This window comes from Nonomuraea sp. NPDC050540 (assembly GCF_044457485.1).
Lineage (GTDB): Bacteria > Actinomycetota > Actinomycetes > Streptosporangiales > Streptosporangiaceae > Nonomuraea.
Genome location: NZ_JBITHA010000020.1, coordinates 171,830 through 191,804, shown reverse-complemented (window position 1 = coordinate 191,804; position 19,975 = coordinate 171,830). Strand labels below are relative to the sequence as shown.

The window sequence follows — 19,975 nt, the reverse complement described above, 5'->3', positions numbered from 1 at the left end:
CATGGCTGGCAAGACTGCGTACAGCAAGCACACGGCTGCCCGCACCGTCTCGCGGGCCCGCCGTCACGGCCGCGTCCGCAAGAAGGTCGTCGGTACGGCGGAGCGTCCGCGCCTCGTCGTCAACCGCTCGACCCGGCACCTGTTCGTCCAGATCGTGGACGACTCCAAGGGTCACACGCTGGTCAGCGCCTCGACCATGGACGCCACGCTGCGTTCGGCCGAGGGCGACAAGACCGCGAAGGCCAAGAAGGTCGGCGAGCTCCTCGCTCAGCGGGCCAAGGATGCCGGTATCACCGCTGTCGTGTTCGACCGTGGTGGTAACCGCTACGCGGGCCGTATCGCCGCTCTGGCGGACAGCGCCCGTGAAGGCGGGCTCGAGTTCTGATGAGGAACCGAGGATCGCAACTGATGGCAACAGCTGAGAAGAGGAACCACTGATGGCTGCAGCTCCGCGTCGCGGTGGCGGCACCGGTGGCGAGCGGCGGGACCGTCGCGACGACCGCCGCGGTGGCGCCGCCGACAAGGGCGTTTCGTACATCGAGCGCGTAGTGAAGATCAACCGAGTGGCCAAGGTCGTGAAGGGTGGTCGTCGCTTTAGCTTCACCGCCCTGGTAGTCGTCGGTGACGGCAACGGCCTGGTCGGCGTCGGCTACGGCAAGGCCAAGGAAGTCCCCGCGGCCATCGCCAAGGGTGTCGAAGAGGCGAAGAAGCACTTCTTCCGCGTTCCTCGCATCCAGGGCACCATTCCGCACACCGTGCAGGGCGAGGAGGCGGCCGGCGTCGTCTTCCTGCGTCCGGCCTCGGCCGGTACCGGCGTCATCGCCGGTGGCCCGGTGCGCGCGGTTCTGGAGTGCGCGGGCATCCACGACGTGCTGTCCAAGTCGCTCGGCTCGGACAACCCGATCAACATCGTGCACGCCACGGTCGCGGCGCTGCGGGGTCTTTCGACTCCCGAGGCGATCGCGGCCCGTCGTGGCCTGCCGATCGAGGACGTCGCTCCCAAGGCGATGCTCAAGGCGCGCGCCGAGGGTATTGCCGAGGCTGCCGCGGCGGCTAAGGCGGTGAGCTAGTCATGGCACGCCTGAAGATCACTCAGGTTCGCTCGAAGATCGGTGGCAAGCAGAACCAGCGTGACTCGCTGCGTTCGCTTGGCCTGAAGCGAATCGGCGACGTCGTCGTCAAGGAGGACCGTCCCGAGATCCGTGGGATGGTCTCCGTGGTGACGCACCTCGTCGTGGTGGAAGAGGTCGACTAGTCATGACTGACAAGGCTCCGCTCAAGATTCACGACCTGCGTCCTGCTCCTGGATCCAACAAGTCGAAGGTCCGCAAGGGCCGCGGCGAGGCGTCCAAGGGCAAGACCGCTGGTCGCGGCACCAAGGGCTCGCGGGCCCGCACGACGGTTCCCCTCGGTTTCGAGGGTGGCCAGGTGCCGCTGCAGCGCCGTCTGCCGAAGCTGAAGGGCTTCTCCAACGCGCTGTTCAAGACGACGTACCAGGTTGTCAACCTGGACAAGCTCGGCGAGCTGTTCCCCGACGGTGGCGAGGTCACCGTCGAGACGCTGGTCGCCAAGGGCGCCGTCCGCAAGAACCAGCTGGTGAAGGTCCTCGGCACCGGTGAGATCTCCGTCGCGGTGAACGTGCAGGCTCACGCCTTCTCGGGTTCCGCGAAGGAGAAGATCACCGCTGCTGGTGGGTCCGTTACCGAGCTGTAAGACCGCTATGACGAGGCGTGGGGGCCCTGACCATGGGCCCTCACGCCCGTAGTGCGTTAGAGTTCGCGAGACGGCAGGCATCTGTCCGGCTCGAATTGACTTGACACTTCAAATGGCAGATCCCCGCACCATCGCATACTCACACCGCCACCATGGCGCGCAGGAGGGACCGTGCTGACCGCGTTTACCCGGGCGTTCCGGACGCCGGACCTGCGCAAGAAGTTGCTCTTCACTCTGGGCATCATCGCGCTGTTCCGACTCGGCTCGGTTCTTCCGACTCCGGGCGTTCACGTCCAGAATCTCGCGACCTGTCTCGAACAAGCACGAGACAGTTCCGCCGGCAACATCTATGGAATGGTGCAGCTGTTCAGCGGCGGCGCCCTTCTGAAGTTGTCGGTTTTCGCGCTGGGCATCATGCCGTACATCACCGCGAGCATCATTCTGCAGCTGCTCGTCGTCGTGATCCCCCGACTAGAAGCCCTGAAGAAGGAGGGGCAGGCCGGGCAGACGAAGATCACGCAGTACACGCGTTATCTGACCATCGGCCTCGGCATTCTCCAGTCGACCGCCTTCATCGCGCTGGCCCGTACCGGTCAGTTGTTCCCGCAGTGCCAGCAGGAGATCCTGCTCGACCCGGACAACATCTTCGGGATCGTCACGATGGTCATCATCATGACGGCGGGCACCTCGGTGATCATGTGGCTCGGTGAGCTCATCACCGACCGCGGCGTCGGCAATGGTATGTCGATCCTCATCTTCACGCAGGTCGTCGCGGTCTTCCCGTCCGAGCTGGCCAACATCTTCCAGGCGAACAAGTTCACCTTCGCCGCCGTTCTGGTGGTCGGCATCTTCATGATCGCCGCGGTCGTCTTCGTCGAGCAGGCTCAGCGCCGGATCCCCGTGCAGTACGCCAAGCGGATGGTCGGGCGCCGGATGTATGGCGGCACTTCCACCTACATCCCGCTGAAGGTGAACCAGGCGGGCATCATCCCGGTCATCTTCGCCTCGTCCCTGCTCTATCTGCCGCAGCTGCTCACCTCGCTGTTCGCCAACGCGGAGAGCCCGAACGCGGTCGTGCAGTGGATCTCGCAGAACTTCGTGACGGGCGACACCCCGATCTACATGATCACGTTCTTCCTGCTGATCGTGTTCTTCACCTACTTCTACGTGTCGATCACCTTCAACCCCGCTGAGATCGCCGACAACATGAAGAAGTACGGTGGGTTCATTCCGGGTATCCGCCCGGGACGGCCCACGGCCGAATACCTGAACTTCGTGCTCACCCGGTTGACCGCGCCCGGTTCGCTGTATCTGGGTCTGATCGCCATGGTCCCGATCGTCGCCCTGGCCATCGCCGGTGCGAGCCAGAACTTCCCGTTCGGAGGGACGAGCATTCTCATCATGGTTGGTGTCGGCCTGGACACGGTGAAGCAGATCGAAAGCCAGCTCCAGCAGCGTAACTACGAAGGTTTCCTGCGCTAGTGAGGCTGGTTCTGGTCGGGCCCCCCGGAGCGGGTAAGGGGACACAGGCCCAGTACATCGCATCAAACCTGTCCATCCCGAAGATCTCGACAGGTGACATCTTCCGTGCCAATGTCTCGGGCGGCACGGAGCTCGGCACGCTCGCCAAGACGTACATGGACCGCGGCGACCTCGTGCCCGACGAGGTCACGATCGCCATGGTCCGCGACCGGCTCCGTGAGGACGACGCGCAGGACGGTTTCCTGCTCGACGGCTTCCCCCGCAACGTGTCGCAGGCCGAGGTGCTGCGCGACATGCTGAAGGACTGGGAGCAGGGTCTCGACCTCGTGCTGGAGCTCGTGGTCGACGACGAGGAGGTGGTACGCCGGCTGGCCGGCCGGCGTACCTGCAGTCAGTGCGGGCGCATCTGGCACGTCGAGTTCGACGACAAGAAGGACGACGTCTGCGACGCGTGCGGAGGCAAGCTCTTCCAGCGCGACGACGACAAGGAGGAGACCGTCAGGCACCGCCTGGAGGTCTACCAGGAGCAGACGGCGCCGTTGGTCTCCTTCTATGCCAAGGACGACCTTCTCGTGGGCGTCGACGCCACTGGGCCGGTGGAAGAGGTCACGCAGCGGGCCATGGAGGCGATTCGCCCTTTCATGGGATAGCGATCTAAGTATGCGAGGTGGCGCGGGATTCCGTGCCACCTCGCGGCTATTGTGGGGGAATTGACCTCCCGCGTCCGCCCGTTGAAACACCCTGGGGGGTGCCACACGTGTTCAAGAAGAACCGGCATGGAATTCAGATCAAGTCGCCCGAGCAGCTCGAGAAGATGCGGGCGGCCGGTCTGGTCGTCGGGCGTACGCTCGATCTGCTGAAGCGCTCGGTGCGGCCCGGCATGACGCCGCTGGACCTCGACGTGATCGCGGAGAAGGCGATTCGCGAGGAGGGCGCCGTTCCGTCGTTCAAGGGCTATCAGGGCTTTCCCGCGACGATCTGCGCCTCGGTCAACGACGAGGTCGTCCACGGAATCCCGACCAATGCCCGCCAGTTGCGCGAGGGCGACATCATCTCGATCGACTGCGGCGCGATCCTGGACGGCTGGCACGGCGACTCGGCGGTGACCGTCGCGGTCGGCGAGGTGGCACCAGAGCTCGTCGAGCTCATGCGGGTGACGGAGGAGTCGATGTGGCGGGGGATCGCGGCACTCAAGGTGGGCGCGAACCTGTCCAACATCGGCTTCCAGGTGGAGAAGTACGTCAAGTCCCAGGGCCGCTACGGCATCCCCCAGGAGTACGGCGGGCACGGCATCGGCACCGAGATGCACATGGACCCCTGGATCGCCAACCACGGCAAGCCGGGCCGCGGGCCGGTTCTGGAAGAGGGCATGTGCCTGGCGATCGAGCCCATGGTGAACCTGGGCGGAGCGCGTACGCGCGTGCTGGCCGACGAGTGGACCGTCGTGACGATGGACGGCAAGCCCTCCGCGCACTTCGAGCACAGCGTCGCGGTGACACATAATGGTCCTTGGGTGCTAACCGCCCTCGATGGGGGCAAAGAGCGACTAGCACAGCTGAACTAGCGGGCCGGGAGTTGAGGGTGATGGCGCAAAGCCCCGAGATGAGGGCGTCCGACGTCGATCGCGACCGGGTGGCCGCAGTCCTGCGTGAGCACACGGCACAGGGCCGCATCACCATGGACGAGTTCAACGATCGGCTTGAGCAGCTGTACCAGAGCAAGACCTACGGCGAGCTGGCCAGGCTGACCGCCGACCTGCCCGACGTGGACCTGCGGGCACGGCCCGCGAAGGCGGTCGGAGCTGGAGTGCCCGCGCCCAAGCAGGGCATGCATCCCGGGATGCGCGGCGCGTGGGGCGCGTGGGCGGCGGCCAGCGGTATCAACTGGGTGATCTGGCTGATCGTCAGCGTGACCTCGGGCGACTTCATCTATCCGTGGCCGCTGTGGGTGATGGGGCCGTGGGGTGTGATCCTTCTGCTGAGCACGGTCTTCGGTAGCGGGCCGCGGCGTACGTAAAAGTGGTATGTGTGCATTCCTGCGCAGATCGGGCGGGTTCTGCTTCCTAACGTGAGCGGTGTCGGCAACAGCCGGCCCAACTCCCGGAGGAAGACAGATGCGTAAGTTCCTCGTAGCAGCAGCGATCGCCGGATCCGTCGCCGGCGGCCTCGCCCTCGCACCCGCCGCCCAGGCGAGCACCGACACGTCGAGCTCGGCCGACTTCTGGGGGCCGTACTTCTCCAGCAACGGTGGCAAGGCCTACGCGAAGGGCCGCACCCACAAGTCCGGCGGATACGTCCACACGATCTGGTCCGGCAAGGAGAAGTTCGGCGGCGACAAGAAGTACGGCTACGTCTGGTTCGAGTACTACAAGGGCGGCAGCTGGCACAAGTTCTACCGCCACTGGAACGGCTCGGGCGGCGACAGCTGGAAGGCCAAGGGCATCAAGAAGATGTACACCTACACCTGCTGGGGCAAGAAGCCGAACCACAACTGCGGCTCGAAGCACCGCATCTACTAGGCGATTCGCGCACAGAGCCCGTCCGTGACCTGGTCACGGGCGGGCTTTGCCCTATATCCGGAGTGAAAGACGCACTCTTTACCGCTGGTGCCAGTTGGCGGCGATCACGAGGGGTAGATGATCTTTGACCAGCGAACCGGCGCTTTAGGGGGACAGATTGAGACGTGTCCTGCTCGGGGTGCTGGTGACCGCGTTCTCCACTACGGGGGCTTCGTCTGCTGAGCCCGGGGTGAGTGTTTCGCCCACCAGTGCCGGGCCTGGGCAGCGGGTGACCGTTCATGTGCACGCGTGCGGCGCCACGGACCAGGTGGTCGCCTCGTCGATGGCGTTTGCGGGGCAGCACGTCCGGCTGGCGCGCGGCGGGAGTCCCGGCGGGTGGGCGGGGAGCGTGGAGGTGCAGGACAACGCGGTCAGCTCGGTGCACGAGGTGACCGCTCGGTGCTCCGATCGGCTGGTCAGGACCTACCTCACCGTGCGTGGCCATCCCCGGCGCGGGCCGGAGACCGGAGGGGGCGGGCTGGCGCTTGGCGCCGGGTCCGAACTCGCCGGCTCTTCGCGGGCCGGCTCTTCGCTCGCGCGTTCTGAGCTTGCGGGTTCTGAGCTTGCGGGTTCAGAGGTCGCGCGTTCTGAGCTTGCGGGTTCTGAGCTTGCGGGTTCAGAGGTCGCGGGTTCTGAGGTTGCGGGGGAGGACGGGCGGGCGCCGTGGCTGGCGGGTGCGCTGGGCGTGCTCGTGCTGGCTGCCGGGGGCGGTGCGCTGGCCGGCTGGAAGCGGTGGCGCGGCTCGCGTGACGCCGCGCCCTAGAGACTCGTGCCCGCCTGGCGCCGCGTGTCGGCGGTCGTCGGCGCCGGGCGGGCACGTGATCGTCGCTGTGGGGCTCGTTCTGGGCCTTTCCTCCTGTACGGCGCCGCCCGCCGTGCCCTGGGAGGTGGCCGGCGGGCCGCCTGCCGTACCGGGGAAGGGGTGGCCGCGGCCGCTCGCGGGAGAGCTGAGCCGGGCCGAGCCCACGCGGGTGCTGATCCCGCGCCTTCATGTGAGCGCGCCGCTCGTGGTGCTCGGGGTGGGTGACGACGGGGCGCTGGCGGTGCCACCTCTGGATCACGGGAATGTGGCCGGATGGTACGGCGGCGGCGTGACGCCGGGGGAGCGTGGCTCGGCGGTGATCGCGGGGCATCTCGACACCAGGCGGGGACCGGCGGTCTTCGCCCGGCTGGCCGAACTGCGGGCGGGAGACGTGGTGGGCGTGGTGCGCGCCGACACGAGCGTGGCGGTGTTCGTGGTGGAACGGCTGTCGCGCGCGCCCAAGGACCGCTTCCCCGCGGAGGAGGTCTACGGGCCGGCGGACACGCGCTGGCTGCGCCTGGTGACCTGTGGCGGAAGCTTCGATCGGGTCCGGCGTACCTACAGTGACAACGTGATCGTGCACGCGCGCTTCCGAGCGGCGTACGCGAGCGCGGACTTGCGCTAAACTGGCGCATGGTTGTGTCAGGACACCTGGCACGCGTTTCGCGTTTTTAGCTCAGGTGTCGTACACTCCTTAGTCGGCTCACTTTGACTCTCACGCGTCGGCGATCCTTGCCGATCGCCGCTCTCTTCGAAGCGTGATGTCGCGGCTGCAGTGAACCGAAACCTCAGACGACCGATCAGTGAAACGCGAGGGATTTTGGCCAAGAAAGACGGCGCCATCGAGATCGAGGGCACTGTGGTTGAGTCGCTCCCGAACGCCATGTTCCGGGTGCAGCTCGACAACGGCCATAAGGTCCTGGCCCACATCAGCGGCCGGATGCGGATGCACTACATCCGAATCCTGCCTGACGACCGGGTAGTCGTTGAACTGAGCCCCTACGACCTCAGTCGTGGGCGGATCGTCTACCGATACAAGTAACGACGGAACCCGCAGCTCCGCGGGGAAGTTCCGGCGTTAGGCGCGGGCTCCGGCCCGCGAGGAAACACGTCTGAGGATACGAAGGACAATGAAGGTTAAGCCGAGCGTCAAGAAGATCTGCGACAAGTGCAAGGTGATTCGCCGGCACGGTCGCGTCATGGTGATCTGCGACAACCTGCGCCACAAGCAGCGTCAGGGCTAGTCGCGGTAAGGCTTCTCCGAGTCCGACACCCGTCAAGGGGTGGCGGGCTCGACGCATGAGCAGCCTGAAGTAATCGCGTGCCACACCCACATCAGTGGGACACCCTCGGTCGGAGGCCGAGGCCCTCACCCCGGGCATGGGGAGGGGCAGTGGAGCGCAAGACCTCCGCCACAGAGAAGGAGAATGCCCGACCATGGCTCGCCTGGTTGGCGTCGATCTCCCCCGCGAAAAGCGGCTGGAGATCGCTCTCACCTACATTTTCGGAATCGGCCGCACCCGGGCCCTTGAGATCCTCAAGGCCACCGGCGTCAGCGGCGACCTTCGCGTGCACCAGCTCTCCGACGCTGAGCTCGTCCCGATGCGTGACTACATCGAGTCGAACTACAAGATCGAGGGTGACCTGCGCCGCGAGGTCCAGGCCGACATCCGTCGCAAGATCGAGATCGGTTGCTACCAGGGCATCCGTCACCGCAAGGGTCTTCCCGTCCACGGCCAGCGCACGCAGACCAACGCGCGCACCCGTAAGGGCAAGAAGAAGACCGTCGCCGGTAAGAAGAAGCCCGGTAAGAAGTAGTTCGCGCAGCCGCGGACCGAAGACCTCAGGAGTAATGGCTAACAATGCCTCCTAAGAGCCGTCAGGGCGCACCGAAGAAGGTGCGCCGCAAGGAAAAGAAGAACGTCGCTCACGGGCACGCCCACATCAAGAGCACGTTCAACAACACGATCGTCTCGATCACCGACCCCAACGGGAACGTGATCTCCTGGGCCAGCGCCGGCCACGTGGGTTTCAAGGGCTCCCGTAAGTCCACCCCGTTCGCCGCCCAGATGGCCGCCGAGAATGCCGCCCGCCGCGCCATGGAGCACGGTATGCGCAAGGTCGACGTCTTCGTGAAGGGCCCCGGCTCCGGCCGTGAGACCGCGATCCGTTCGCTGCAGGCGACCGGGCTCGAGGTCGGGTCCATCCAGGACGTGACCCCGGTTCCGCACAACGGCTGCCGTCCGCCGAAGCGCCGCCGCGTCTGACACCCAGGAGATATTGAGAAATGGCTCGTTACACGGGCGCGGACTGCAAGCTCTGCCGTCGGGAGAAGACCAAGCTCTTCCTCAAGGGCAGCAAGTGCGAATCCGCCAAGTGCCCCATCGAGATCCGTCCTTACCCGCCGGGTGAGCACGGTCGCGGTCGTCCGAAGGAGTCTGAGTACCAGCTCCAGCTTCGTGAGAAGCAGAAGACCCGCCGCATCTACGGCGTCCTCGAGAAGCAGTTCCGCAACTACTACGAGGAAGCCAGCGCCAAGACCGGCAAGTCCGGTGAGGTGCTTCTCCAGATTCTGGAGAGCCGTCTCGACAACGTCGTCTTCCGCGCCGGGTTCGCCCAGTCGCGTGACGCCGCCCGCCAGCAGGTGCGCCACGGCCACATCCTGGTGAACGGCAAGAAGGTCGACATCCCGTCGTACCGTGTTCGCGAGCACGACATCGTCGAGGTCCGCGAGAACAAGCGCAACCTGATGCCGTACGAGGTGGCCCGCGCCACCGCCGGCGAGCGCACCGTTCCGCCGTGGCTCGGCGTCGTGCCGGAGAAGCTCCGCGTCCTGGTTCACCAGCTGCCCGTCCGCGGTCAGATTGACACCCAGGTCCAGGAGCAGCTGATCGTCGAGTACTACTCCAAGTAGTCACTCGTCTCTAAGTGGAGTACGGCACGCCGTACTCCACTTAAGCTGTTATGGAGAGCGGCGTCATATAGCGGTCGCCGCACTACAAGGGGAGATCCCACATGCTGATCGCTCAGCGTCCGACTCTTCTCGAAGAGTCGCTCGACGAGACCCGGTCCCGATTCGTCATCGAGCCGCTGGAGCCGGGCTTCGGCTACACCATCGGCAACGCGGTGCGGCGTACGCTGCTGTCGTCCATTCCGGGCGCGGCCGTCACCAGCATCCGCATCGAGGGCGTGCTCCACGAGTTCTCGACCGTGCCGGGGGTCAAGGAGGATGTCACCGACATCATCCTGAACCTCAAGGAACTGGTCGTCTCCTCCGAGCACGACGAGCCGGTCGTCATGTACCTGCGCAAGCAGGGCCCGGGTGAGGTCACCGCCGCCGACATCGCGCCCCCGGCCGGTGTCGAGGTGCACAACCCCGAGCTGCGCATCGCCACCCTCAACGGCAAGGCGAAGCTGGAGATGGAGCTGACCGTCGAGCGCGGTCGCGGCTACGTCTCCGCCGCGCAGAACAAGCAGCCCGGCCAGGAGATCGGCCGCATTCCGATCGACTCGATCTACTCGCCGGTCCTCAAGGTCACCTACAAGGTCGAGGCGACCCGAGTCGAGCAGCGTACCGACTTCGACCGTCTGATCCTGGACGTCGAGACCAAGGCCGCGATGAAGCCCCGCGACGCGGTGGCCTCCGCCGGCAAGACGCTGGTCGAGCTGTTCGGCCTGGCCCGCGAGCTGAACGTCGAGGCCGAGGGCATCGACATCGGCCCGTCGCCGACCGACGCGGCCCTGGCCGCCGACCTCGCGCTGCCGATCGAGGAGCTGAACCTCACGGTTCGTTCCTACAACTGCCTCAAGCGCGAGGGCATCCACACTGTGGGCGAGCTAGTCGCCCGCAGCGAGCAGGACTTGCTCGATATAAGGAATTTCGGCGCCAAGTCCATCGAAGAGGTCAAGCAGAAGCTCCACGAGATGACGCTTGCTCTCAAGGACTCCCCGCCCGGGTTCGACCCGAGCGCGGTGGCCGGCGGCGGCTACGACGACGACGACTCCGCGTACGTCGAGACCGAGCAGTACTGAGCACGTCCCCGGCGCCCCTCTCGGGGTGACGGGTTCGCACCACGCATCTGGTTTATCGCGGGCGCCCCTGCGGGGGCGCCTGGCGGCCCGACTCCGGTACCTCGTACGGCCGGGGCGGGTTCATTCTCAAGGAGAACGCAATGCCCAAGCCCACCAAGGGTGCACGTCTTGGCGGCAGCCCGGCTCACGAGCGGCTGATCCTGGCGAACCTCGCCACCGATCTGTTCCGCTACGGCCGGCTCACCACCACCGTGACCAAGGCCAAGCGCGTCCGCCCGCTGGCGGAGCGCCTGATCACCAAGGCCAAGAAGGGCGACATTCACAACCGTCGCCAGGTGCTGACCGTCGTCAAGGACAAGGGCGTCGTCCACCACCTGTTCACCGAGATCGCCGTGACTTTCGCGGAGCGTCCCGGTGGCTACACCCGGATCACCAAGATCGGTAACCGTAAGGGCGACAACGCGCCCATGGCGGTCATCGAGCTGGTCACCGAGCAGCTGAACCCGGTCACCGTCTCGCGCACCACCCCGGCCGCCGAGGCTGCCGCCGCTCCCGCGGCCGCCGCCGAGGTCGTCGAGGAGGTCGCTGAGGAGACCACCGAGGCTGAGACCACTGAGGCCGAGGCCCCCGAGGCCGTCGCCGACGAGGCTCCCGCCACGGAGACCGAGGCGAAGAAGGACGAGGCCTGATCTTTCAGGCCGTCAACGGGCCCGGACCCCTCTTGCGGGGGTGCGGGCCCGTTTCGCATTCAGGAGGATGACATCGTGGTACGGCTCCGCCTCGACCTCGGCTACGACGGCACGGACTTCTCCGGATGGGCGCGTCAGCCGGGGCGGCGCACGGTGCAGGGCGAGATCGAGGAAGCGCTGACGCGGATCCTGCGGCTGCCGGAGCCTGCCTCGCTGACGGTCGCCGGGCGGACGGATGCCGGGGTGCACGCCCGGGGGCAGGTGGCGCACGTCGACCTGGACGAGGAGTCGCTGGGGCAGCTGGATCCCCGGGCCGGCGCGCCTGCGGGGCGAGCTGAGAGGCTCGCTGCGCTGGTGCGGAGGTTGGCGGGAGTACTAGCGGCAGATGTACGGATATTTCGCGTCTCGGTGGCTCCTGAGGGCTTTGACGCGCGATTCTCGGCTATGTCCCGGCGGTATGCGTACCGGGTGTGCGACGCGCCCGGTGGGGTGGACCCGTTGGTGCGGCGGGAGGTGGTCTGGCATGCCAGGCCGCTGGACGTCGAAGCCATGAACGCCGCGGCCGTGCGGTTGCTGGGCGAGCACGACTTCGCGGCGTTCTGCAAGAAGCGCGAAGGCGCCACGACGATTCGGGAACTGCAGCGGCTCGAATGGCTGCGAGATGGGCGCGGGCTGCTGGTCGCCACCGTGGTCGCGGACGCGTTCTGCCATTCCATGGTCCGGGCGCTGGTCGGGTCGTTGATGGCGGCTGGTGATGGGCGCCGGCCGGTGGAGTGGCCGGGGGAGGTGCTGGCGGCAGCCGTACGGGATTCGGGGGTGCATGTGGCGCCCGCCCACGGGCTGTGCCTGGAGGAGGTCGTCTACCCGGCGCCCGCCGAACTCGCCACCAGAGCAGCCGCCACCCGCCGCGTCCGCACCCTCTGACCACCTTCGCCGCACTCCCCGGGCTCCCGCATCTGGCGGTACGGCCGGCGCCCGCCCATGCCACGCGACGCCCCGCCTCGGGACCAGCCGGGTCTTGCCCGCACCCGCAACTCCGGGAAGCGCCAAGTCGGCCGTACCCGCACTCCGGCTGAGCGTCACGCCCAGGAGCCCCCTGCGCGCGCTCGCCGCTGCTCTCCTGCCTGCAGCCACCCCCACCCCTGCGTCCCAGGCATGGGTGTTCACTCGCGGCGACGAACGTCCCATGCGGGCGCGTCTGTGCGGGGGTCAGCTGGCGGCTATGCGGCGTTCCAGGACCTTGGCGGTCTGGTCGCGGAAGCCGCCGCTGATCTTGCCCAGGCCGGTTTCCTTTTCCGTCGGGGTGTGGCCGTCGGCGTAGGTGGCGTAGCTGAAGACGATGTAGCGGCCCCAGACCAGGCCGGCCGCGTAGCCTCCGGCGATGTGGATGCGGTCGCCGCCGCTGCCCGCCGAGCCGGGCAGGGCGCGGAACCAGAGGTTGCGGCTCAGGTTCTTGGCCTGGTCGGCTTCCACGGCCGCCTCCTTCGTGGGCAGGACCGCGAGGCCGGTGGTGACGGCGTAGCGGCGCTTGCTGTCGACGTAGGTGGCGCGCAGGACGCGGCTGCAGTCCTGCTTGCGCAGCGCGTCGGCGAACGGGCCCGCGGCGACCTTCTCGCAGTTCTCGGCCATGCTGGTCTTGACCCTGGTGAACGACCTGCCGCCGATCTTGATCTTCTTGGCGGGGAAGGCCTCGGTGAGGGCGAGCTTCTTGGGGTCGGTCTGCTCGGAGTTCAGGACCGAGGCGCCTGCGGTGTCGTCCGGTGGGTCGGTGGGCGCCGTGGCGGAGGGCTGCGAGGTGGCCGGGGGTTGTGAGGCCGCGGCGTCGGCGGGTTTGGAGCTGTTGATCGACCGGTAGGCGAAGAACGCGCCGGTCGCCACGCCTGCCAGAACCAGGACGCCCAGCGCGGCCAGGAGGACCTTCCTGCCCTTGGCCGGTGGTTGCGGGGGGCCGGGTTGCGGGGGCGCGGTGGGGCCGCCCGGGGTGAACAGGCTGCCCGGCTGGGTGTGCGCCTGCTGACCGGCGAAGGGCTGGTTGCCGAAGGCCTGGCGGGACGGGGGCTGGAAGCTGCTGGGCGGGCCGACCGGTACCGGTGCCTGCGGGCGCGCGGGGTCCGGGTGGGGGCTGTCCGTCGCCGGAGGGCGGGGGCCGGGGAAGGCGGGGATGCCGTGGGGCGGGGTGTCCGAGTCGGCCGGCGGCAGCGCCATGGGCTGCCTCGGTGCGGGCAGCGCGGGCTTCGGACCCCAGACCTCCGGCGGGAACGGGAGCTCGGGCATCTGGTGCGGACCGGTGTCGTCGGACTGCTTCATCGGCCACACCGGGATGTCGCCGCGATCGGCCTGGCGGGCCACCGGGAGGGTGAGGCCCGGGTCGAACGGCTGGTTCGGTCCGGCGCTCTGTGGTCCGGGTGGCTGGTTGTGCCCAGCGCTCTGGTGTCCGTGTGGTGGGTTCGGTCCGGCGCCTTGGTGCCCGGGGGGCTGGTTCGGTCCGGTGTTCTGTGGTCCGGGCGGTTGGTTCGGTGCGGCGCCCTGGTGCGCGGGTGGCTGGAGCGGGCTGCCGGGGGGCTGAGGTGGGTTGCCTATGGGGGCTGTGGCGGGGCGCTGGACGTCCTGGGGGTTCGCGGGTACGGCTGGCGCGCCCGGCCAGGGGGCCGGGGACTCCAGGGCGTCGTAGTCGGCGCCGGGGATGGGTTCGCCGGTCGCCGCGGGCCATGGGGGTGCCGCCGGGTCGGTCACCGGAGACGGCCAGACCTGCATGCCTGCCGCCGCGGCGGTGAAGCCGGGCGGGGGTTCCCAGGTGGGCTCGCCGGGAGGCGGCGGGGTGTCGGACGGGAGGTCCGGCTTGGGCCAGGAGGTGCGGGTGAGCTGGGGGTCGTCGGGCTCGGGGTCGGCGAACCAGTCGTACTCGGCTTCCTCGCCGGGGACCTCCCACGGCTTCGCGCCGGGGAAGGCGGGCAGCTCGGGCAGGTCGGCGGTGGGTACGGGCTCGGGTGCCGGTGCCGGAGTGGGGGCCGCAGTCGGGGCCGGGGCCGGGGTCGGGGCCGCGACGTTCCACGGCTGGACGTCGGCATGAGGCGCCCCGGGCACGGGGTTGGCCGGGTTGGTGTCCGCGGAGGGGCCGGGCGGCGGTGGGTACCCGAGCGCGTCCGTCGGCGCGGGCTGGGGGCCGCTGGCGCCGGGAGGTCCGGACATGGCCTGGGGCCCGTTGTCGCCGAACCGTTCGGCCATGGGCTGGGGGCCGCTGTCGAGCGGGTGTCCGGCTATCGGCCTGGTGGGGTCATGGCGGGGCTCCGGGGTGGTGGCGCGGGGGGCCTCGGGCCAGAACGGGGGCTGGGGCAGGGAAGGCTGACCCGGCAGAGGTGGCCGGCCGTCCAGGGGTGGCTGACCGGGCGGGGGCGGTTGACCTGGCAGCCCTCCATGGCCGGGCAGGGGCGGTTCGGGGGCCGGGAGGTTGGGGGGTGGGCCCGGGTAGACGGGGATGGCGGCGCCGCCGGCACTTGGCCAGGGCAGGCGCTCCGCCGTCTCCTGCTGGTCGCCCTCGCCACCCTCCGGTACGGCCTCGCCGTACAGGATGGGTGGGGTGGTTTGGTCGGCGGCGGGTGAGAGGAGCTGGCCGAAGCTCGGCGGCGGTGTCGTCGCCGGAGCGACCGAGCTGTCGGTCTCGGCGCGCTCGTGCTCGGACCCGGGTTCCTGGCCACGCATAAGGGGGAGCCTAGCGAGAAGGTCGAGATCGTCATGCCGGTATGGGCGTTCCCGGCCGGATCGACCGCCTTGTTTGTCCGCTTATGGGGGGCTGTGGGTGGTTCAGGTCCCGGGGTAGCCGCTGAGGGAGCGGGCGTCCAGGGCCTTGAAGGCGGTCGCCTTCGCGATGTCGTCGGCCGCCTGGGCGAGAACCTTCGAGGTCTTCTTGGTCGGCTCGGAGCCGTCCTTGTTCTGGAACCAGACCATGATCGCGTAGTGGCCGTGGACCCAGATCTCGGCGGCGCCGGAGCCCGATCCGATGTACTTGGTGACCGCGTCCTTGCCGGGCAGCGCCTTCACGTACACCGAACGCTTGTCCTTGCCGCCCGCGGAGGCGACCTTCTTGGCGGAGCCGGTGGTGTTGAGGTTCGCGACGCCGACGGTGCCGATGACCTTGCCGGCCTTGTCGCGGAAGCTGGCGCGTACCACCTGGGTGCACTTGCCGGACTTCAAGGCCTTCACCAGCTTTTCGCCGTTGGCGGCGTCACCGCACTTCTTGTCGCTCTTGGTGATGGTCATCTCGTAGGAGCGCCCGTCCACCGTGAACTTCTTCTGGGCGAAGAGCTCCTTGACCGTCAGTGGTTCCGGGTCGGTCTTGCGTTCGCCGGCGAAGCCGAACTCGCCGGGCGGCGCCGACGGCAGCGGCGCGGAGGTACGGCGCGCCGTCTCGGCCTGGCCGGGAGTCTTGGTGTTCCACATGATGACGAGGCCGCCGGCGAGCAGCCCGAGCACGGCCAGCCCGCCCAGGGCGAACCACAGCGGCCCCCGGGAGCGCGGTCCCTCGTCATAGGGGCTCCACATGGTGCTCTGCCGTGTGGTCTCGGTCGTGGCCGAGGCCTCGTCTTCGCCGCCGGTCGATCGCTTCTTGGGGAAACCCATGCCGGGAGATTACCGCGTCAGCGGTAGCCGAAGTCCTGGGTCCACCACAGGCCGGTCGGTCCGTTGGCGACTCCTACGCCGATGGCGACGATGTCGCAGTTGAGAATGTTGCCGCGGTGGGAGCGGTTGGTCAGCCACCCGCTGACCGCCTCGTCGGGGGTGGTGTAGCCGCTGCCGATGTTCTCCGCGGCGCCCTGGCGGTAGCCCGCGCGCTCCATCCGCTCCCACGGCGAGGAGCCGTCGGGCGAGACGTGGTCGAGCTTGCCCTCGGTGGCCATCTCTTTGGAGTGGGCGCGGGCCGATCGGGTCAGGCGCGTGTCGACGCGCAGCGGCCGGCAGCCCTTCTTGACCCTGGCGCTGTTGGTGAGGACGACGACGCGCCGGGCGAACTCGGGCTCCAGCCGTACCACCGGATCGCCGAGGATCTGCGTGGGGTGGTCCTGCGGGAAGAATCCGGAGATCTCGCTCGACGGCGAGGGCAGCGGCTTGGCGGTCGCGCGGCCGTGCGGCTGCGACGGGGTGGTCTCGCGCGGGATCGGGGCCGCGAAAGGCTGCTTCTTCGGCGTCGGTACGGCTGTCGCCGCCGCGGGCGGCACGCTGTCGTTGAGGTAGAGCTGCTCGGCCTGCGGCTCGGCGTCGGTCAGGCGGCCGATCAGCACACCGGCGAAGACCGCGGCAGAGAGGCACGCCAGCACCCCCAGGTGGTTCCGGCGCCGGAATGTCCGCTGGGTCAGCCGGGTGTGAATGCTCTGCCACATACCGGAGCCAACGATAGGGATGAGCGGTGGTGGTAAAGAAGGGATTGCCGGGAAACGAAATAGAACCGTTCTGTGTCGGGTAGACTCGGCGCTGGTTACCGGTAGCTCTTGAAGTGAGGTAGCCTAGTCAATCGTTGTGTGCATAGGTCCAGAGCGACCGATGCGCGGCGCGTCCGGCGTCATCTCCCATGAAGCCTGTTGAGGCAGGGAGACGGAAGGTCCGGGCTGTCGTGCGCCCGCACCGACCGACAAAGGCGCTGACCGATTCCGGCAGCGGTAAGAAGACGCCGAGCAAGATAAGGCTAACGACCGTGCGCACGTACTCACCGAAGCCCGCTGACGTCGAACGTCAGTGGTACGTCATCGACGCGACCGATGTCGTGCTGGGCCGGCTGGCCAGCCACGTCGCGACCCTGCTCCGCGGCAAGCACAAGCCGATCTTCGCCAACCACGTCGACACCGGTGACTTCGTCATCGTCATCAACGCGGAGAAGATCGCGCTGAGCGGTAACAAGCTTGAGCAGAAGAAGGCTTACCGCCACTCGGGCTACCCGGGCGGTCTGCGTTCCGTGACCTACGGCGAGCTCATGGAGAAGCGCCCCGACAGGGCGGTCGAGAAGGCCGTCAAGGGCATGCTCCCCAAGAACTCCCTCGGCCGGAAGATGGCGAAGAAGCTCAAGGTCTACGCGGGTTCCGAGCACCCGCACCAGGCCCAGCAGCCCGTGCCGTTCGAGATCACCCAGATCGCCCAGTAGTAGTTCGAAAGATTTAGAGGAGAACCGTGGCTGAGCCCACCGGTGTCGAGACGGCCGTCGTCGAGGCCGAGCAGGAGGACTTCTCCACCGAGGAGTTCCCGTCCGAGTACACCACCGAATCCGCCGCCAGCGCCGACGCCCCCGTGCGTAAGCCCGTCACCACGGGCAACTCGTACGGCACCGGCCGCCGCAAGGAGGCGATCGCCCGCGTGCGCATCGTCCCCGGCACCGGCAAGTGGACGATCAACGGTCGTTCGCTGGATGCCTACTTCCCCAACAAGGTCCACCAGCAGATCGTCAACGAGCCCTTCGTGGTGCTCGGTGCCGAGGAGGCCTTCGACGTCATCGCCCGCATCGACGGCGGCGGCGTGACCGGCCAGGCCGGTGCCCTGCGCATGGGCCTGTCCCGCGCGCTGGCGGTCCTGGACGTCGAGAACAACCGCCCGCCGCTGAAGAAGGCCGGCTTCCTCACCCGTGACGCCCGCGCCACGGAGCGGAAGAAGTACGGCCTCAAGAAGGCCCGCAAGGCTCCGCAGTACAGCAAGCGCTAAGTGGGGCGCCTTTTCGGCACCGACGGGGTACGTGGGGTCGCGGGTCGCGACCTCACGGCCGAGCTCGCCATGGACCTTTCGGTCGCGGCGGCTCACGTCCTCGGCGATGCAGGCGCGTTCACCGCGACAGGCCACAAGAGGCCTGTCGCGGTCGTAGGCCGGGACCCCCGGGCTTCAGGTGAATTCCTGGAGGCCGCGGTGGTCGCCGGCCTCGCGTCGTCCGGAGTGGATGTGCTGCGCCTCGGCGTGCTGCCCACCCCGGCCGTCGCCCACCTCACGGCCGCGCTCGGCGCCGACATCGGCGTCATGTTGTCGGCCTCGCACAACCCGGCGCCGGACAACGGCATCAAGTTCCTGGCCAGGGGCGGCTTCAAGCTGTCCGACGCGGTCGAGGACGAGATCCAGCGGCGGCTCGGTGAGGCGTGGAACCGGCCCGTCGGCTCGGCCGTCGGCCGGGTCAGAGACGCCTACGGCGAGGCCGACCGCTACATCTCCCACCTGCTGACCACCGTCCAGGGCAGCCTTGACGGGCTGAACGTGGTGGTCGACTGCGCGCACGGCGCGGCGCACATGGTGGCGCCGGAAGCGCTCGTCCGCGCGGGCGCCCGGGTGGAGGCGATCGGCGCCAGGCCCGACGGGCTCAACATCAACAACGGCTACGGCTCGACCCACCTGGACAAGCTTCAGCAGGTGGTCATCTCGCGCGGCGCCGACCTCGGGGTCGCCTACGACGGCGACGCCGACCGTTGCCTCGCGGTCGACCACACCGGTGCGGTCGTCGACGGCGACCGCATCATGGCGGTGCTGGCCAGGGCGATGCACGACGAGGGCACGCTGGCCAACGACACCGTGGTAGCGACCGTGATGTCGAACCTCGGCTTCAAGCTGGCCATGCGCGAGGCCGGGATCAACGTGATCGAGACCGCGGTGGGCGACCGCTACGTTCTCGAACGCATGAAGGCCAACGGCTACAACCTCGGCGGTGAGCAGTCGGGCCACGTCATCATGCTCGACCACGCCACCACCGGCGACGGCCTGCTGACCTCGCTCCACCTGCTGTCGGTGGTCGCGCGGACCGGCAAGACGTTGCGTGAGCTGTCCTCGGCGATGACGGCGCTGCCGCAGATCCTCATCAACGTCAAAGACGTCGACAAGGGCAAGGCGTCGGTGCCGGAACTGGTGGCCGCCGTGGCCGCGGCGGAGGCCGAACTGGGCGAGACCGGCCGGGTGCTCATCCGGCCGAGCGGTACGGAGCCGATGATCCGGGTCATGGTCGAGGCCTCGTCGGAGGACCAGGCCTCGCAGGTCGCGGGCCGCCTGGCCGACGTGGTGCGCACGTCCTGCTCGTAGAGGTTCCAAGGGGTACGGCGGGCGCCGTGCCCCTTTCCTCATTCCACGCGCCCGTCGGGTAGACGCACACCTGGGCCCGCCTGCTCACCTCGGCCAGTGCCTCCGTCGCCACGTCGGGGTCCCAGGCGAGGCCCGGCTCTTCGATGACCTTCAGGAGTTCGTGCACGGTCTCCACGTCCTCGCCCACGTCGCCGATCCGCTCGATCAGCCGTCTCGCGTCGTCGAAGTCGAGTACCTCCAGCGTCCTGAAGGCGGGCAGCTGGCCGCGCAGCCCGCGCGGCGGCAGGTGACGGCGATGCGGGCGCTGGGGTAGCGGGCGGCCAGGCGGTCGATCGAAGGCGGGCAGGATCTCGTCGGTGGCGGCCTTGAAGCCCAGGTAGCGCAGCATCGTGGTCTTGCCCGCGCCGGGGTCGCCCAGGTCGACCATGCGGCGGAAGCGGGTGAAGGCCTCTTCCGGGGTGAGGATCTCGGCCTGCCGGTCCTTCTTGCGGGCTCTGGTGAGCCTGCTGAGGCCGCCCGGAGCGCGGCCGCGCAGTTCCTGGAGTTCCTCGTGGTGCATGAAGCGCAGCGGCTGCCGGTCGTGGACGCGCAGCTGCACGTACAGGCTCTCGATGTTGAGGGGTTCGGGGTGGTTGAGGAGATTGATGTGGCGCATGTCGTCGGTCAGCC

The 19,975-nt window shown here is 68.2% G+C and carries 25 protein-coding genes; 21 read left to right on the top strand and 4 right to left on the bottom strand.

The window, feature by feature from the left end; all coding sequences use genetic code 11:
* Position 1 precedes the first annotated feature (1 nt).
* From rplR to truA, 18 genes are all read left to right on the top strand, one after another.
* Positions 2-385: a 50S ribosomal protein L18 gene (rplR, locus tag ACIBI5_RS45580; RefSeq protein WP_184958063.1), complete on the top strand. Its 384-nt coding sequence runs from the start codon at positions 2-4 to the stop codon at positions 383-385.
* Positions 386-437: 52 nt separating this feature from the next.
* Positions 438-1,070: a 30S ribosomal protein S5 gene (rpsE, locus tag ACIBI5_RS45575; RefSeq protein WP_379614526.1), complete on the top strand. Its 633-nt coding sequence runs from the start codon at positions 438-440 to the stop codon at positions 1,068-1,070.
* A 2-nt stretch (positions 1,071-1,072) separates the two neighbouring features.
* A complete protein-coding gene (rpmD, locus tag ACIBI5_RS45570; RefSeq protein WP_049572666.1) occupies positions 1,073-1,255 on the top strand; it encodes a 50S ribosomal protein L30 in 183 nt (60 codons plus the stop codon).
* A gap of 2 nt (positions 1,256-1,257) precedes the next feature.
* Entirely contained in the window at positions 1,258-1,713 is a 456-nt protein-coding gene (gene rplO / locus ACIBI5_RS45565; protein WP_397256731.1) for a 50S ribosomal protein L15, read from the top strand.
* A gap of 171 nt (positions 1,714-1,884) precedes the next feature.
* On the top strand, positions 1,885-3,195 hold the full coding sequence (gene secY, locus ACIBI5_RS45560; protein WP_397256729.1) for a preprotein translocase subunit SecY: 1,311 nt from the start codon (positions 1,885-1,887) through the stop codon (positions 3,193-3,195).
* Positions 3,195-3,845 (top strand): adenylate kinase, encoded by a 651-nt coding sequence (locus ACIBI5_RS45555; RefSeq protein ID WP_379614521.1) that lies wholly within the window; start codon positions 3,195-3,197, stop codon positions 3,843-3,845. Before secY ends, ACIBI5_RS45555 begins: the two co-directional genes overlap by 1 nt.
* Positions 3,846-3,952: 107 nt before the next feature.
* The gene (gene map / locus ACIBI5_RS45550) at positions 3,953-4,759 is read left to right on the top strand and encodes a type I methionyl aminopeptidase (protein WP_397093435.1); all 807 of its coding nucleotides are present in this window, start codon (positions 3,953-3,955) and stop codon (positions 4,757-4,759) included.
* 38 nt (positions 4,760-4,797) lie between these two features.
* Positions 4,798-5,211 carry a DUF1707 domain-containing protein gene (locus ACIBI5_RS45545; RefSeq protein ID WP_397256727.1) on the top strand — a complete coding sequence of 138 codons (414 nt, stop codon included), beginning with the start codon at positions 4,798-4,800 and terminating at the stop codon, positions 5,209-5,211.
* A 97-nt stretch (positions 5,212-5,308) separates the two neighbouring features.
* The gene (locus ACIBI5_RS45540) at positions 5,309-5,713 is read left to right on the top strand and encodes a hypothetical protein (RefSeq protein ID WP_397256725.1); all 405 of its coding nucleotides are present in this window, start codon (positions 5,309-5,311) and stop codon (positions 5,711-5,713) included.
* An 857-nt stretch (positions 5,714-6,570) separates the two neighbouring features.
* Positions 6,571-7,179, top strand: coding sequence for a class F sortase (locus ACIBI5_RS45535; RefSeq protein ID WP_397256723.1), 609 nt, complete (start codon positions 6,571-6,573; stop codon positions 7,177-7,179).
* A 195-nt stretch (positions 7,180-7,374) separates the two neighbouring features.
* Positions 7,375-7,596 (top strand): translation initiation factor IF-1, encoded by a 222-nt coding sequence (gene infA, locus ACIBI5_RS45530; RefSeq protein WP_012887858.1) that lies wholly within the window; start codon positions 7,375-7,377, stop codon positions 7,594-7,596.
* Positions 7,597-7,684: 88 nt separating this feature from the next.
* Positions 7,685-7,798, top strand: a complete 114-nt coding sequence (gene rpmJ, locus ACIBI5_RS45525) for a 50S ribosomal protein L36 (protein ID WP_003956441.1) — start codon at positions 7,685-7,687, stop codon at positions 7,796-7,798.
* Positions 7,799-7,991: 193 nt separating this feature from the next.
* The gene (gene rpsM, locus ACIBI5_RS45520) at positions 7,992-8,372 is read left to right on the top strand and encodes a 30S ribosomal protein S13 (RefSeq protein ID WP_379614509.1); all 381 of its coding nucleotides are present in this window, start codon (positions 7,992-7,994) and stop codon (positions 8,370-8,372) included.
* 44 nt (positions 8,373-8,416) lie between these two features.
* Entirely contained in the window at positions 8,417-8,821 is a 405-nt protein-coding gene (gene rpsK, locus ACIBI5_RS45515) for a 30S ribosomal protein S11 (protein WP_020542285.1), read from the top strand.
* Positions 8,822-8,841: 20 nt separating this feature from the next.
* Entirely contained in the window at positions 8,842-9,468 is a 627-nt protein-coding gene (gene rpsD / locus ACIBI5_RS45510) for a 30S ribosomal protein S4 (RefSeq protein ID WP_379614507.1), read from the top strand.
* 101 nt (positions 9,469-9,569) lie between these two features.
* Positions 9,570-10,586: a DNA-directed RNA polymerase subunit alpha gene (locus tag ACIBI5_RS45505; protein WP_184958053.1), complete on the top strand. Its 1,017-nt coding sequence runs from the start codon at positions 9,570-9,572 to the stop codon at positions 10,584-10,586.
* A 140-nt stretch (positions 10,587-10,726) separates the two neighbouring features.
* Positions 10,727-11,275 carry a 50S ribosomal protein L17 gene (gene rplQ / locus ACIBI5_RS45500; protein ID WP_397256721.1) on the top strand — a complete coding sequence of 183 codons (549 nt, stop codon included), beginning with the start codon at positions 10,727-10,729 and terminating at the stop codon, positions 11,273-11,275.
* A gap of 75 nt (positions 11,276-11,350) precedes the next feature.
* Positions 11,351-12,199, top strand: coding sequence for a tRNA pseudouridine(38-40) synthase TruA (gene truA / locus ACIBI5_RS45495; protein ID WP_397256719.1), 849 nt, complete (start codon positions 11,351-11,353; stop codon positions 12,197-12,199).
* Positions 12,200-12,484: 285 nt separating this feature from the next.
* Here truA and ACIBI5_RS45490 read toward each other — a convergent pair whose 3' ends face one another.
* The 3 genes from ACIBI5_RS45490 to ACIBI5_RS45480 all read right to left on the bottom strand — a co-directional run bounded on the left by ACIBI5_RS45490 (position 12,485) and on the right by ACIBI5_RS45480 (position 16,650).
* Positions 12,485-14,974: a hypothetical protein gene (locus tag ACIBI5_RS45490; protein WP_397256717.1), complete on the bottom strand. Its 2,490-nt coding sequence runs from the start codon at positions 14,972-14,974 to the stop codon at positions 12,485-12,487.
* 102 nt (positions 14,975-15,076) lie between these two features.
* Positions 15,077-15,892, bottom strand: a complete 816-nt coding sequence (locus ACIBI5_RS45485) for a hypothetical protein (RefSeq protein ID WP_397256715.1) — start codon at positions 15,890-15,892, stop codon at positions 15,077-15,079.
* Positions 15,893-15,909: 17 nt separating this feature from the next.
* Complete coding sequence (locus ACIBI5_RS45480) at positions 15,910-16,650, bottom strand: CAP domain-containing protein (RefSeq protein ID WP_397256713.1); 741 nt, start codon at positions 16,648-16,650, stop codon at positions 15,910-15,912.
* A gap of 311 nt (positions 16,651-16,961) precedes the next feature.
* On the opposite strand from ACIBI5_RS45480, the gene rplM reads away from it, so the two are divergent.
* From rplM to glmM, 3 genes are read left to right on the top strand one after another with little or no spacing between them, the layout of a single operon-like run.
* Positions 16,962-17,405, top strand: a complete 444-nt coding sequence (gene rplM / locus ACIBI5_RS45475; RefSeq protein ID WP_184958047.1) for a 50S ribosomal protein L13 — start codon at positions 16,962-16,964, stop codon at positions 17,403-17,405.
* Positions 17,406-17,431: 26 nt separating this feature from the next.
* Positions 17,432-17,956, top strand: coding sequence for a 30S ribosomal protein S9 (gene rpsI / locus ACIBI5_RS45470; RefSeq protein WP_379614493.1), 525 nt, complete (start codon positions 17,432-17,434; stop codon positions 17,954-17,956).
* A complete protein-coding gene (gene glmM, locus ACIBI5_RS45465; RefSeq protein WP_397256711.1) occupies positions 17,957-19,306 on the top strand; it encodes a phosphoglucosamine mutase in 1,350 nt (449 codons plus the stop codon).
* Here glmM and ACIBI5_RS45460 read toward each other — a convergent pair.
* Positions 19,224-19,961, bottom strand: a complete 738-nt coding sequence (locus ACIBI5_RS45460) for a hypothetical protein (protein WP_397256710.1) — start codon at positions 19,959-19,961, stop codon at positions 19,224-19,226. The genes glmM and ACIBI5_RS45460 overlap by 83 nt on opposite strands.
* Positions 19,962-19,975: the final 14 nt, after the last annotated feature.

Coding starts and splice junctions, on each gene's coding strand:
- rplR (WP_184958063.1), top strand. CDS start 2: ATGGCTGGCAAGACTGCGTACAGCAAGCACACGGCTGCCCGCACCGTC.
- rpsE (WP_379614526.1), top strand. CDS start 438: ATGGCTGCAGCTCCGCGTCGCGGTGGCGGCACCGGTGGCGAGCGGCGG.
- rpmD (WP_049572666.1), top strand. CDS start 1,073: ATGGCACGCCTGAAGATCACTCAGGTTCGCTCGAAGATCGGTGGCAAG.
- rplO (WP_397256731.1), top strand. CDS start 1,258: ATGACTGACAAGGCTCCGCTCAAGATTCACGACCTGCGTCCTGCTCCT.
- ACIBI5_RS45545 (WP_397256727.1), top strand. CDS start 4,798: ATGAGGGCGTCCGACGTCGATCGCGACCGGGTGGCCGCAGTCCTGCGT.
- ACIBI5_RS45540 (WP_397256725.1), top strand. CDS start 5,309: ATGCGTAAGTTCCTCGTAGCAGCAGCGATCGCCGGATCCGTCGCCGGC.
- rpmJ (WP_003956441.1), top strand. CDS start 7,685: ATGAAGGTTAAGCCGAGCGTCAAGAAGATCTGCGACAAGTGCAAGGTG.
- rpsM (WP_379614509.1), top strand. CDS start 7,992: ATGGCTCGCCTGGTTGGCGTCGATCTCCCCCGCGAAAAGCGGCTGGAG.
- rpsK (WP_020542285.1), top strand. CDS start 8,417: ATGCCTCCTAAGAGCCGTCAGGGCGCACCGAAGAAGGTGCGCCGCAAG.
- rpsD (WP_379614507.1), top strand. CDS start 8,842: ATGGCTCGTTACACGGGCGCGGACTGCAAGCTCTGCCGTCGGGAGAAG.
- ACIBI5_RS45505 (WP_184958053.1), top strand. CDS start 9,570: ATGCTGATCGCTCAGCGTCCGACTCTTCTCGAAGAGTCGCTCGACGAG.
- rplQ (WP_397256721.1), top strand. CDS start 10,727: ATGCCCAAGCCCACCAAGGGTGCACGTCTTGGCGGCAGCCCGGCTCAC.
- ACIBI5_RS45490 (WP_397256717.1), bottom strand. CDS start 14,974: ATGCGTGGCCAGGAACCCGGGTCCGAGCACGAGCGCGCCGAGACCGAC.
- ACIBI5_RS45485 (WP_397256715.1), bottom strand. CDS start 15,892: ATGGGTTTCCCCAAGAAGCGATCGACCGGCGGCGAAGACGAGGCCTCG.
- ACIBI5_RS45480 (WP_397256713.1), bottom strand. CDS start 16,650: ATGTGGCAGAGCATTCACACCCGGCTGACCCAGCGGACATTCCGGCGC.
- ACIBI5_RS45460 (WP_397256710.1), bottom strand. CDS start 19,961: ATGCGCCACATCAATCTCCTCAACCACCCCGAACCCCTCAACATCGAG.